The sequence below is a fragment of the Natronobiforma cellulositropha genome (assembly GCF_025629245.1).
Taxonomy (GTDB): Archaea; Halobacteriota; Halobacteria; order Halobacteriales; family Natrialbaceae; genus Natronobiforma; species Natronobiforma cellulositropha.
In genome coordinates this window covers 119,367-131,303 of the sequence record NZ_JANZXN010000003.1, presented here as the reverse complement: position 1 = coordinate 131,303, position 11,937 = coordinate 119,367, and the positions used below count along the sequence as shown (strand labels likewise).

Annotated in this window: 10 protein-coding genes; 4 read left to right on the top strand and 6 right to left on the bottom strand. The window is 59.6% G+C overall.

The features are described from left to right. Window positions 1-151: 151 nt before the first annotated feature. The gene (locus N0B15_RS00685) at window positions 152-3,256 is read right to left on the bottom strand and encodes an SIR2 family protein (protein WP_263005052.1); all 3,105 of its coding nucleotides are present in this window, start codon (window positions 3,254-3,256) and stop codon (window positions 152-154) included. A 429-nt stretch (window positions 3,257-3,685) separates the two neighbouring features. Between N0B15_RS00685 and N0B15_RS18290 the strand changes: the two genes are divergently transcribed. Next, window positions 3,686-3,877: a transposase gene (locus N0B15_RS18290; RefSeq protein WP_425494202.1), complete on the top strand. Its 192-nt coding sequence runs from the start codon at window positions 3,686-3,688 to the stop codon at window positions 3,875-3,877. A 152-nt stretch (window positions 3,878-4,029) separates the two neighbouring features. Here the strand turns inward: N0B15_RS18290 and N0B15_RS00680 are convergent, their stop codons facing one another. Continuing rightward, the gene (locus tag N0B15_RS00680) at window positions 4,030-4,305 is read right to left on the bottom strand and encodes a helix-turn-helix domain-containing protein (protein WP_263005050.1); all 276 of its coding nucleotides are present in this window, start codon (window positions 4,303-4,305) and stop codon (window positions 4,030-4,032) included. Window positions 4,306-4,654: 349 nt separating this feature from the next. Between N0B15_RS00680 and N0B15_RS00675 the strand changes: the two genes are divergently transcribed. After that, the gene (locus tag N0B15_RS00675; protein ID WP_263005048.1) at window positions 4,655-5,257 is read left to right on the top strand and encodes a halocyanin domain-containing protein; all 603 of its coding nucleotides are present in this window, start codon (window positions 4,655-4,657) and stop codon (window positions 5,255-5,257) included. Between the two features lie 820 nt (window positions 5,258-6,077). Here the strand turns inward: N0B15_RS00675 and N0B15_RS00670 are convergent. Further along, complete coding sequence (locus N0B15_RS00670; protein ID WP_263005046.1) at window positions 6,078-7,175, bottom strand: aminopeptidase; 1,098 nt, start codon at window positions 7,173-7,175, stop codon at window positions 6,078-6,080. 102 nt (window positions 7,176-7,277) lie between these two features. Here N0B15_RS00670 and N0B15_RS00665 point away from each other — a divergent pair, with 102 nt between their 5' ends. Then, window positions 7,278-8,267, top strand: a complete 990-nt coding sequence (locus tag N0B15_RS00665; protein ID WP_263005044.1) for a mechanosensitive ion channel family protein — start codon at window positions 7,278-7,280, stop codon at window positions 8,265-8,267. Between the two features lie 46 nt (window positions 8,268-8,313). Here the strand turns inward: N0B15_RS00665 and N0B15_RS00660 are convergent, their stop codons facing one another. Next, window positions 8,314-8,445 carry a DUF7859 family protein gene (locus N0B15_RS00660; RefSeq protein WP_263005042.1) on the bottom strand — a complete coding sequence of 44 codons (132 nt, stop codon included), beginning with the start codon at window positions 8,443-8,445 and terminating at the stop codon, window positions 8,314-8,316. Between the two features lie 386 nt (window positions 8,446-8,831). Then, the gene (locus tag N0B15_RS00655; RefSeq protein WP_263005054.1) at window positions 8,832-9,344 is read right to left on the bottom strand and encodes a metallophosphoesterase; all 513 of its coding nucleotides are present in this window, start codon (window positions 9,342-9,344) and stop codon (window positions 8,832-8,834) included. A 132-nt stretch (window positions 9,345-9,476) separates the two neighbouring features. On the opposite strand from N0B15_RS00655, the gene N0B15_RS00650 reads away from it, so the two are divergent. Further along, window positions 9,477-11,651 (top strand): ATP-dependent DNA helicase, encoded by a 2,175-nt coding sequence (locus tag N0B15_RS00650; RefSeq protein WP_263005040.1) that lies wholly within the window; start codon window positions 9,477-9,479, stop codon window positions 11,649-11,651. A gap of 64 nt (window positions 11,652-11,715) precedes the next feature. Here the strand turns inward: N0B15_RS00650 and N0B15_RS00645 are convergent, their stop codons facing one another. Next, window positions 11,716-11,925: a hypothetical protein gene (locus N0B15_RS00645; RefSeq protein ID WP_263005039.1), complete on the bottom strand. Its 210-nt coding sequence runs from the start codon at window positions 11,923-11,925 to the stop codon at window positions 11,716-11,718. Between the last annotated feature and the right edge of the window lie 12 nt (window positions 11,926-11,937).

The following is an 11,937-nucleotide window of genomic DNA, read 5'->3' as shown; positions in this document are numbered from 1 at the left end:
GGAGGCGCTGTTGGACACAGTCGTTGCCTCCTCATTCCTCTCGAAAAGATGCCTCGATAAGCCGCCGCTGTCACGTGGTTCTCCGCTTAGCTAAAGACGGATAGAGCGCGAGTAGTAGAGCCACCGTGTGGTTCGAGAAAAACAAATTTGGTCACACCAAAGTCACATTGACTGCTTGTGGACCCTTGAGAGAGAAAGTAACTTCAAATTCGACATCAAGCCCACTTTTCATCTCGGAAAATTCATCTTGGTCGTGCGGTTCGAAGTAAATATTCTCTTCCCAGTTGTCAACATTATGATCCTCTATAAATCCCTCTGAACCGCTCATATCTTTAATTTCTCCTCTAAATATCTTATCTTCTCCATCTTCGATCCATTTATAACGGGTCGGGTTTTTCCATCTTGGTGATTCTTGGTTTGCTTTGAAGAACGTTTCCTTGGCTTCAGTATATTTGCCATTTATTGCCAATACAACGGCTTTTCGAAAGAGTTGCTCCCACGTGTACTCAAAGTTCTGACAGCGGTCCAACTCACGGACGAACCTTAGCATTTTTTCATAATGGGCATATCTATCTTCCAGCAAAATTTTTATACGAAGGTCTACAGCACCTGCAGGATAGTTTTCTGCATCCATCGCATTACCCAAGTTAGCAAGTGCTCGGGTGTTATTTTGGTTTCCAAACAAATCAATTCTCGCTAACGTGTAGTAACCCTCTCCCGAATTTTCTCTTTGAAAGACTTCTTTGGCATGCTCTTCAGCTTCTTCCCTGTCTATTTCCTTCAATATTTTCACTTTCAAACGATGAATTGTTTGTCTATCTTTAGGCTTATAAAACCGTGCAAGCCCTTCATCAAGGAGTTCTAACCCTTGGTTTAATAGCCAAAATTCCTTCTCTCCAGACTCATTTTCAGCCAAGCCTCGGAATATTTTGGCTTGAACGTGGTAGGAATTGGGATTATATCTAACACGCCTTGCAGCTACAAGATTATCCATTATATCTTGGACCTCTTCACTTTCATAGTCTGGCATTTTTCGTTCGGGATTCTCTGTAATTGAACGCCACTTCAAGTCCGCAAGCGTCACCATGATATTTTCTACCCGTTCATTACTTTTATACTTCTCAGCCTCATCTTCTAACGCTCTTTCAAGTATTGGAATAAATTCTTCTTCTGGGCTTCCGGTATTTTGCTTGAGAATTGCTAAGTGGTGAAGAACAGGTCGGGCTGGTTGACGCTCAGCTAATCGCTCAAGTGCTGCTTCAAGTCCTTCGAAAGAGAACGGAAGTTGGGCTTCTGTATCAGAGTGGACACCCTTCCGAATCAAGAATTTACTAACAAATTCTGATTCTACACCCGATTTCAAATCTACTGACTCAGCCAAGTTCATCAGGACCTCATTTGACTTATATGGACCCAGTCGATTACACAAAATATCTGCCACGAGATTGTGATAGATTCCAAAAATTGGTGTTTCTCTCGAATCGAGTGCTTCAGATACTAAATTTTGACAGTCTTCTCTAATCCGAAATACTTCCTCCCAATCAATATCTTCATTAGAAACTTCTTCTAAATACCGTCTACACACAGTCACAGGAACGTGAATATTTAAGCTAGTGGTAACTGCACAAAGGTTGACTAGCTCTTGTTGTTTTCCTTTATTTAACTCCGAATACTCATCCGTAATTATTGCTTGTATTGATTTTTTAGTCTGGAAAATTGAACGGTACATAACCGGCAGAAATTCGGGGTCGATCTCAATATATTGTTCTGCAGTTTTCTTATCGACACCAAGTAAGTTGTGCTCATTTGTAATGTCAACTAGGTACTGTACGAAATCGTCTCGTTCTTCTCGTGGAATCTCTCCATTAATCGATATACTCTCATGCTGGCATATGACGTCCTCTTCGTTAATTGGCTCTACTGACTCTGTTAGCAAAATCATTCGATGGTCAATTTCGTCAACTAGTTTTTCAAATTGAGTCAGGTCATTATTATCGACAGCACCTTTGCTGAATAATACTATTGATTGAGGCCCTTCAACTCCAATTTCTTCAGCTCTCTGCTCGATCCTGCTAATGAACCCCTCAAGCTCAGTGGGATATGGAACAGATGACCAAGTGTGCGAAGGGATATTAATGGCAAGTGATTTCCTTTCTCTGATTAACCGTTCGACCAATGAAGAAATAAGGAATGAGCGGCCTGACCCCGGCTGGCCATAAACGTTGATTGACGAGACATTATCATCGACAATCTTCCCAAATATACTTCTCTCAATATTCCGACAATAATGCCATTCTTTTTTAAACGGGTCAAGGCTTTCAGAGTTACCACGGTAGAACTCTCTTGGTGTCACCTCATTCCGATAATCTACGTTTAGTACAGGGTCGTAGACGTCAAGAAACTCGCCAATATCTTCATTTGCAACTCTAACAACCTCGTTACCAATTGGAACTGATTTAGTTCGGTAGTCGCTGGTATTTCGTTCGCTTACCCGTTCTTTAAGTTCCCGTGAGAACTCAGAGATGTCCCCAATGATGGGTGTTACACCCATCTTTTCCAAGTGATATTCTTGTGTTTCGGTCAGGTCAGATTTAAATAATGCATAGAACTTCCCTTTTGGGGCACCCGTCTTGGATTTGATTTGTTCTAACATTCCTTCAAAAACACCATCAGAAAAGGAATAGCCAACAAATAGGAAAGACTTGTGTGCTGCATTTGACCCGAGAATATCAAACATTCTAGATCGCTCATCTTTGGCTGATTCTCTATCCCCTCTCGTCAGAACCATTGAACCTTTTTCATGCGGCTCACGTGTAATGCTCCCCATTAATTTCACACAAAGGAGGTGGGTTGGCGAACTAGACAATTCAAATTTCCCGGTTTCGATAATTGTCCGCACCCTTGTGTGTTGATTTTTCTTCAATCCATCCTCTAGTGCTGTATCGTAATTAGTTGTGAAACAGGTAAACCAAGGAAGTTCTGTGAGATAAGAGACTGGCTCTGTTAGTTCGAGATCTTCTAATTCTGTCTTAATATATTCATGAACTTTGTCCTCACCATTTTCTTCAACTATGTCATTCAGGATTCTATAATTATCCGTCAGAGGACTTTCATACGTAAACTCTTCTTTTGTTCTGGAAACTAATTGGTCCCATATTAAGCCGCCGTCTTTGATGGTTAAAGCTGAACCCGCAAACAGAACGCAGTCGCCCCTAGCAACCTCTCCTGCTAATCGATTTAAGTCCTTATCCAGCATTGATGCTAACCATCCCACCCAATTCATTTGACTGTTTTGGTGGGCATTACCGAATCCCAGTTAGGATGAACTACGCGAAACCACGGCCGATGGATCCACGTCGCCCCGTCGATGCAGAAGGGTCCTCGCCGAGCGCCTTAACTACACGCTTGACGAGGACGACTCCGGAGTAAGGAGGTGATGATCCTCTCGTCTTCGGTTCTTTCAATGAAGCGTGGCCACAGCCGTTTGAGAATTCCCAGCGGATGTGGTCGTTCAATCAGTCGGTCCAGATAGAAAAGCCGTCGGTCACCTTCTCATGGCGGTTGATCGGCTTCTACGCGCTGACTGTCCAGAGCGTGATCCGTTCAAAGAGCGGCTGGTCATGGAGACAATCGTCGAGGCACTCGAAGAAATCCGCGAGCAGAATCCGGTCGGGCGGATCTGCTCGTGGCCGACAACTATGGCCCTCACCACGCAAAACTCACCCATAAACGGGCCGACGAGTTCGGCATCAAGTTCGTCTTCATTCCGCCGCATTCGCCCACGCTCAACGCGATCGAACCGCTCTGGAAGAGAACCAAATGGGAGCTCTCGCCAGAGATTTTCGCGGACCGAGACCACTTTAAAACGTCTCCGTGAGAAACGTTTCTTCGGTTGGGCCACTGCCTAAGTTTCGACAGTGGATGGGTTGAATGTATCTTTCAGATGTTCAGAAGTTGCGCTGACCGCTCCGGTATGGTGGTTTCGACCGTTTCCCCCGCCGACGGTCAGCGCTGGCTCGGCCGCATTCCTCAGGACTCGAGTCCGTCGATAAACGCGCCGTGTTCGGCGTCGTACTCCTCGTTCAGATACGCCTCGCCCTGCTCGGTGATGACGTACGCGCCGTTGCCGATCGCCTGCACCAGGTCGTGCTCGGCGAGTTTGCGACACCGCCGCGAGACGTGCGTGTTCGAGACCCGGATGCTCTCGCTGCTCGAGAGTTCGCCGACTGCGGCCCCGCCGTGCTCGCTCAGATACTCCAGAATTCGATCGTCCCAGATCGTCATCCACGTCCCCGATTCTCGCATGCATGCTGGTTCGCGCGCACAGCCCCTCTTTGTTCCCAATGTCCCCTTTCGTACTCGAAATTGTCTATAAGGTCCAGAATAACCTATATGTGATCTAGCCCCATAGGTTCGACTCGAGCGTCACCGACGGAGCACGAACGGCTCGGGCGATCCGACCGACTCGAGCACGGGTCGCTGGCGCTCGGCTTCCAACCCGACTCCACCGTGGCGCTTCGTCACACCCACCACGGTGGTGTCGTCTCACTCGCGTACTCGAGCCACCGCTCCTGACACGCAATTCGAGCCTCCCGTTCCCACCGCCTGGGAACGACGCTCGAGGTAGATGCACCGTTCGCCCGTCTGCTCGCGTATGGACACTGCAGACACCTCCGAGAACCCCGCTGACACCTCCGTGACCCGCCGGGCGTTCCTCACCGCGAGCACCATCGCCCTCGCCACCCCGCTCGCGACGGGGACGGCCAGCGCCGACGACCTCGACTCCTGGCTGGCGGACGTGCCGAACTACGAGGCGGTCGCGGACGCGCGCGGCGAGTCCGAGGTGTCGGTCACCGTCGGCGCGGACGACGGGTTCACCTACGACCCGCCGGTCGTCGCCGTCGACCCGGGAACGACCGTCGTCTGGGAGTGGACCGGCGACGGCGGCACGCACGACGTCGTCGACGAAGACGGCGCGTACGAGAGCGACCTCGTCGTCGACGCGGGGTTCACATTCGAGCACACCTTCGAGGAGGCGGGCGTCTCGCGCTATGGCTGTACTCCGCACATTCCGATGGGGATGAAAGGCGCAGTACTCGTCGGCGACGAGGCGGCCGAGGCGGTGCCAGCCGCCGGTGGACTCCAGTCGATTCCGCTCCTCCCCGGCGTCGCGGCCTCGCTCGCCATCATCGGCGTCGTCACCGCCGCCATCTCGAGGTGGACGCGGGCGAGTCGCGACCGCGCCCAGACGCGGTGAGCGCTCGAGTCACCGCGCACCGGTCCGTCCTCGTTCGCCACGTTCACACTCATCTCGACCCCTCCACAATCGTTTATTTCTACATGGAAAGATTAATATTCTACCAGTACCAAGTGAAATTCGTCGGCAGCCGCGGACGGCGGCACTCGTGGGGCGGGGGCCTTCCGTCGATCATCATCACCACCGATCACTGACCCCACGGCCGACGCGTACACCCTTTCGACACCACCGCTCGTAGCGCACTCGCTCGAGCGGGTTTTTTCCTCTCTCTGTCTCTCAGACACCCGTCAGCGCCGCCCTCGTCGCAGCCCGCCGTCGAGCGCGAGCGGCCGTTCCGAAACGAACCAGCGCCCGTTCGCCTCCGGTGCGGTGTCACTCGAGTGGCCCGTCGCTCCCGTCTCGAGACCGGTTCACGCCCCGCCTGTTGGCTGGCTCGCCGGTCCCTCACCTGCCGGTGACGTCAGCTAGACGAGAGCTATTCCGTTGGGTATTGTCCACTCGTGTTACTGATACGAATCTCGAGTCGTTGCTCCGGTGCTGGCCCGTGCTGTCGTTCGCCTGCGGTGTGGGTTCGCGTCGGATCGGGCTCCCCGATCGCTCCGTTGGCCGCTCGTCTTTTCGCGGTTCTCGCTCACTGCGTTCGTCACTCGTGGCGCTCGAGTCAGAGGTGCTCGAGCCGCGTTACTCACGGGTCGCTACCGCTCCCCGTTCGTCTGTCCGTGGTTCTCGCGCCAAAGGCGCTCAAACCACGTTACTCGCGGGTCGTGCCTCCCCGCTCGTCTGTCCGTGATTTTCGCTCACTTCGTTCGCTCAAATCACGTTATTCAAACACAAACCGCCCATCCTCCTGCACCACCTCACCATCCACTTCGATCCGGGAGTCCTCGCTCATGTCGACGATCATGTCGACGTGGACGGCCGACTCGTTCTGTTCGTTGCCCTCGCCGACCGTATCGTCGTAGGCGCGGCCGATCGCCATGTGGACGGTGTCGCCCATCTTCTCGTCGAAGAGCATATTGTAGGTGAACCGGTCGATGTCGCGGTTCATGCCGATGCCGAGTTCGCCCAGCCGTCGCGCACCGTCGTCGGTCTCGAGCACTTCCGTCAACAGTTCTTCGTTCTTCGCCGCCGAGTGGGCGACGACCTCGCCACCGTCGAACTCGAGGGAGACCTCCGTAATCTCTCGGCCCTGGTGGTAGAGCGGCATGTCGAAGAGGACGGTGCCCTCGACGGAGTCGGGGACGGGAGCGGTGAAGACCTCGCCGCCGGGGAGGTTGTGCTCGCCGTAGTCGTTCTGGGTGGGGTTGCCCGCGACGCTCATCGTCACGTCGGTGCCCTCGCCGCTGACGATGCGGACCTCGTCTGCGGGGTCGAGAATCTCGACCATGTTCGCCTGCAGCGCGCGCTGATCGGCCCAGTCTTTGTTGACGGCGTCCCAGACGAAGTTCTCGTAGGCTTCGGTGCTCATCTCGGCGAGCTGGGCGTTCGCGGGCGCGGGAAACTGCGTGAGACACCAGCGCGTCGAGAGGCGCTCCTCGAGCACGGGGCTGTGTGCCTGGCGGTGGGCGGCGTCGACCGACGGCGGAATGTCGCTCGTCTGGGTGACGTTGTCGCTCGCGCGAATCGCGATGTAGACGTCCGTCTCCTCGATCAGCGCGAGTTCGTGTGCGGGCGTCTCGAACTCGGCGTTTTCGGGGTCGTCGCCCGCGGCGGCACGCAGGTACGCCCGGAGGTTGCGCGTCCCGGTGCGCTGGCTCGTCGTCAGCGGGTTCGCGCCGACGTCGCCGATCACCTCGTGGAGGGCGACGACGAGGTCCTCGGCGACCGGGTGGGCGTCGACGACGACGTTGTCCCCCGGCTGTAAGTCGACCGAGTGGTCCGCGATGATCTGGGCGTGCTCGCGAATACGTGGATCCATGGCTCACCTTCCCGCGACACCCGGATACCGTTTTCGGACACACCAACCCGCCCGGCGACTGCCACGCCCGCGCTTTTCGGTCCGACTCGAGAACCTGGGGGCATGCGACGTTCCTTCGAGTCACTTCGCCTCCCTGCTGAACGACTGGTCGCCCTCGAGACCGGCGTCTCCACCCTCACCGACCGTCTGGTCGCCGTTCTCGAGAGTCCCTGGCTCGTCGCCATCGCGCTCGTCGTCCTCGCGTGGCTCGGCTCGAAACTCGTCGCCGACAGACTCCGGCCACACCTCCAGGAGCGCGTTCTCCGCCCGAGTGTCACCAACGCCGTCTTGCTGGTCGCCCGCGTGACCGTCGTCGTCTTCGCGCTCGCCCCGATCGCTGGTCTCCTCGGGGTCCGTCCGCGAAACGTCCTCCTCTCGGTGACGGTCCTCTCGGTCGTCGTCGGGGCGATCCTCGCCCCCGCTGCCCGGAGCTACGTCGCGGGTTTCTTCGTCCTGCTGAACCGCCCCTACGAGGTCGGCGACATGGTCGAACTCGTCGACCGACACGGCGAGCGCGACCGCGGCTACGTCGCGGACGTTACCCTCCGCTATACGAAACTCGTCACCCTCGAGAACGCCTCGCTGCTCGTCCCCAACGAGTCGATGCGCGAGCGCGACGTGACCAACCGCTCGGCCGACGACCTGCGCGAGCGCTGCTCGCTCGAGGTCTCTGTCACCTACGAGGGCGACCTCGACGCCGCCCGCGAGGCGCTCGAGCGTAGCGCCCGCGAGAGCGAGGGCGTGGTGTCGGGCGGGCCGGGCATTCGCCTCGGTAGCCAGCGCTACCCGGCCGAACCGGTGGCGTTCGTGGGCGCGACCGGTGACGACGGGATCGTCCTCGACCTGCGCTTCTGGCTCGAGAACCCGTACCGTCCGCTGGCCGTCCGCTCGGCCGTCCTCGAGCGCTTCCTCCGCGAAATCGACGGCCGGAACGTCGACCTCGCTTACCCACACGTCCAGCACGTCTTCGCCGACGAGAGCGGGCGTGTCCCCGTCTCACTCGAGACCGCGCGCTCGAGCGAGGCGGCTACGGGCGTCGTCGACTCGGAGTAGTAGCCGCCGCTCACCGTCGCCCCGCACGCCCGCGCCTCCGCGCCCGTCACTTCCCCTTCATGCCGTCGCGGAACTCGAGTACCGTCCGGCGGAGCATGAGATAGAGGAAGAAGATGAGCGAGAGCAAGATCAACACGATCGCGATGACGACCGGGTCACTCGGAATGAGTTCTCGCATACCGTCGGCGTACACGGGGCCGCCCCAAAGCCGTTTCGACCTCGAGCCGGTACGTTTCACCGCCTCGGGGCCGAATCTACCGTGGTCTCGCTCGTGTCCGGTAGCTACAATCGGCGTTTCACCTTACCGTGGGCTCAAGATATCTCCCTGCCTACGGATACCTGCGTCCGCCCGTCGTCTGGGGCCCACACATCCACCCGGATACGCGCGACGTGACGCACGCCAATCATCCACGATCACCACCACGGTCCCGGCCTGCAGTGCCCTCCACCGGGTCCCGACTCGGACCCACCTCGTGTCGGGGCCCGCCGACAGCCACGGCGGCCCGCCCGACCCTGAACGACGGCGGCCGCCGTCTCAGATCTTCCCGCTGGCGTTTCGTTCTCCTACTCGAGTGCCCACGTGAACGTCTCGATCACCGTCCCGTCCGGCTCCGACAGCCGGCCGTCGATACCGGTTTCCGTCCGCTCGAGCGTCGCGAACCCCGGTCTGTTGCCCCGTGGCTGGGCGTGGCTCCCGGGGTTGAGCAGGAGCACGTCGTCGGTCTCGACGACGGCCGGCCGGTGGGTGTGGCCCGACACCACCACGTCCGCACCGTGAGCGCGCCCGAACAGTGCCAGCCCGGTCTCGCCGCCCTGGCGGCGGTGGACCACGGCGAAGCGCACGCCGTCGTGCTCGAGCAGGCGGTACTCGGCGAGCGCCTCACGGACGCCCGTCGGGTCGGTGTTGCCGTAGACGGCGACGAGGCGGGGACACACCTCCTTCCAGGCCGCGAGTGCGGCCTGGCTGTTGAAGTCCCCCGCGTGGATCACGACCTCGGCCTCGCGGGCGGCGGCCAGCGCCTCGCCCTCGAGTTCGTGGCCGCTCGCGCTGTGGGTGTCCGAGAAGACGGCGATCATGCGGTGGGCTACGACGGCCGGAAACACGTTCGTTTCGTTCGTCACCGGGTTGCACGAACTGCGGTCGCCAGTGCGGCGTCGCCGCGATGAGGGGACGAACCCTTTTATCCGATGAGGAACCACTCACACACAGTGTCAGAGACCGCTGGCTACCTGCGCTTTTTCCCGTACGAACGGCCGTACGCGAACCAGCGCGACGCGATGGACCGGATCTACAACGCCCTCGTCCGCGGCCAGGACGTCCTCTTCGAAGGGGCCTGTGGAACCGGGAAGACCCTCTCGGCGCTCGTGCCCGCACTCGAGGTCGCTCGCGAGGAGGGCAAGACCGTCGTCATCACGACGAACGTCCACCAGCAGATGCGCCAGTTCGTCGCCGAGGCGACCGCCATCACCCGGAACGAGCCGATCCGCGCCGTCGTCTTCAAGGGGAAGGCCTCGATGTGCCACATCGACGTCGGCTACGAGGAGTGTCAGGCGCTCCGGGACAACACCCGCGCGCTCGTCGACGCCGAACGCGACCGCGCCCAGTTAGAGCGCCGCCAGCGCGACCTCTTAGCGGAGAGTCAGGAGGGCGACGCCGGCGCGACCGAAGCCCGCGGTGCGGTGATGGAGGAACTCGGCTCGCTCGAGGAGCGCATCGACGATCTCACAGACCAGAACGTCTGTGCGAACTATCGGAACAACCTCCGTGAGGACACCGAGCCGTTCTACACCTGGCTGTTCGACGACGTGCGCACGCCGGAGGCGGTCTACGAGTACGCCGACGAGCGGGACCTGTGTGGCTACGAACTCCTGAAAGACGGCATGGAGGGCGTCGACCTCGTCGTCTGTAACTACCACCACCTCCTGGATTCGACCATCCGCGAGCAGTTCTTCCGCTGGCTCGGCCGCGACCCCGAGGACGTCATCGCCGTCTTCGACGAAGCTCACAACGTCGAGGACGCCGCCCGCGAACACGCCACGCGAACCTGTTCCGAGCGGACGTTCGACGCCGCCCTCGACGAACTCGAGGAGTCGAGCGACCCACGCGCGGCCGACGCGAGGAACGTCCTCTCGGCGTTCCGGCGGGCGCTGGTCGACACCTACGAGGACGCCTTCGGCTTCGGTGACCGCGAACGAGTCGACGAGAGCTGGACCGACGTCCCCATCGTCCACGAAGACCGCCGTGACGACCTGACGCTCGCGTTCTTAGGTGGCTACTCGGGCCAGGGAATCGACGGCGACCTCGAGTCGGCGATGCAACTCGGCCAGCGTCTCGACGAGGAGTACGAGGAGGCCTACCGCGACGGAGAGAGCCAGACGCGCACGGAGTGTCAGACCCTGCAGGCGGCGGCGTTCGTCAGCGCCTGGATGAACGAGGGCGCGAAACAGGGACTCTACCCCGTGGTCTCGGTGCGCCGGGACGCCGGAACCGACGAGGTCTACGGCCGTGCCGAACTCTACAGCTGTCTGCCCCGGCAGGTCACCGGCCGCCTCTTCGAGGAGGTCTACGCGACGGTGCTGATGAGCGCGACGGTCCAGCCCTTCGACGTCACCGAGGACGTCCTCGGTCTCACAGACCCCGTCACGATGGCTTACGGCCTGCAGTTTCCCGACGAGCGCCGCCGCACCTACGCCGTCGAGACGCCGCCGCTGTTCGCGAGCGCTCGAGACGACCACGAGGTCCAACGCGAGGTCACCGACGCCATCCGTGACGCCGTCCGCTTTACGCCCGGCAACACGCTCGTCTTCTTCCCCAACTACGGCGAGGCCGCCCGCTACCGCGAGCGCCTCGAGCGCGACCCGCTCTCGGCGACCGTCTACCTCGACGAACCGGGCGTCGCCGCCGAGGACCTCCGCCAGCGCTTCGTCGCCGACGACGACGGCGTCCTGCTCACCTCGATGTGGGGGACGCTCGCCGAGGGCGTCAGCTTCGACGGCGACGACGCCCGGACGGTGGTGGTCGTCGGCGTCCCCTACCCGCACCTCGACGACCGGGCGGAGGCCGTCCAGGCGGCCTACGACGCGGCCTTCGACGGCACCGAGACCGGCTGGCGCTACGCCGTCGAGATTCCGACCGTCAGGAAGACCAGACAGGCGCTCGGGCGGGTGATCCGCTCACCCGAGGACGTCGGCGTCCGCGTCCTCCTCGACCGACGCTACTCGAGGCGGGCGAAGTCCGACCTCGGGAAGTACAGCGTCAACGCCACCTTCCCGCACGACGAGCGCGAGGAGCTGCTCGATATCGCTCCCGAGAAGCTCAAGTTCGCGATGCTCAACTTCTACAGCGACCACGGCGTCTACGACGGTGAGCCACCGCGGCCGTAGCCCGGGTGAACGGACCCGGTCTGCGGACAGGCGCGACGCCGGTCCCGGCCGACGAGCACGGACGCTACCGACGGAACCAGTCGGCGAGCACGTAGGCGCTCCCGACGACGACGAACAGGCCGACGCCCGCCAGGGAGACCGTCGACGTCTCGACACCGAACAGGATCGCGGTGACGGCTGCTCCCGCCAGGAGCAGTGTAGCGAGCACGCGCCCCATTGCGGCGCGCGCTGCACGCTCGTCCCGGTGCTCGGCGCTCGTCTCACTCGTATTCATAGCTGAAATAAC

What these genes read in the sequence shown, in the direction of transcription:
- N0B15_RS00685 (WP_263005052.1), bottom strand. Translation starts at nt 3,256, where the DNA reads ATGCTGGATAAGGACTTAAATCGATTAGCAGGAGAGGTTGCTAGGGGC.
- N0B15_RS00680 (WP_263005050.1), bottom strand. Translation starts at nt 4,305, where the DNA reads ATGCGAGAATCGGGGACGTGGATGACGATCTGGGACGATCGAATTCTG.
- N0B15_RS00675 (WP_263005048.1), top strand. Translation starts at nt 4,655, where the DNA reads ATGGACACTGCAGACACCTCCGAGAACCCCGCTGACACCTCCGTGACC.
- N0B15_RS00670 (WP_263005046.1), bottom strand. Translation starts at nt 7,175, where the DNA reads ATGGATCCACGTATTCGCGAGCACGCCCAGATCATCGCGGACCACTCG.
- N0B15_RS00665 (WP_263005044.1), top strand. Translation starts at nt 7,278, where the DNA reads ATGCGACGTTCCTTCGAGTCACTTCGCCTCCCTGCTGAACGACTGGTC.
- N0B15_RS00660 (WP_263005042.1), bottom strand. Translation starts at nt 8,445, where the DNA reads ATGCGAGAACTCATTCCGAGTGACCCGGTCGTCATCGCGATCGTGTTG.
- N0B15_RS00655 (WP_263005054.1), bottom strand. Translation starts at nt 9,344, where the DNA reads ATGATCGCCGTCTTCTCGGACACCCACAGCGCGAGCGGCCACGAACTC.
- N0B15_RS00645 (WP_263005039.1), bottom strand. Translation starts at nt 11,925, where the DNA reads ATGAATACGAGTGAGACGAGCGCCGAGCACCGGGACGAGCGTGCAGCG.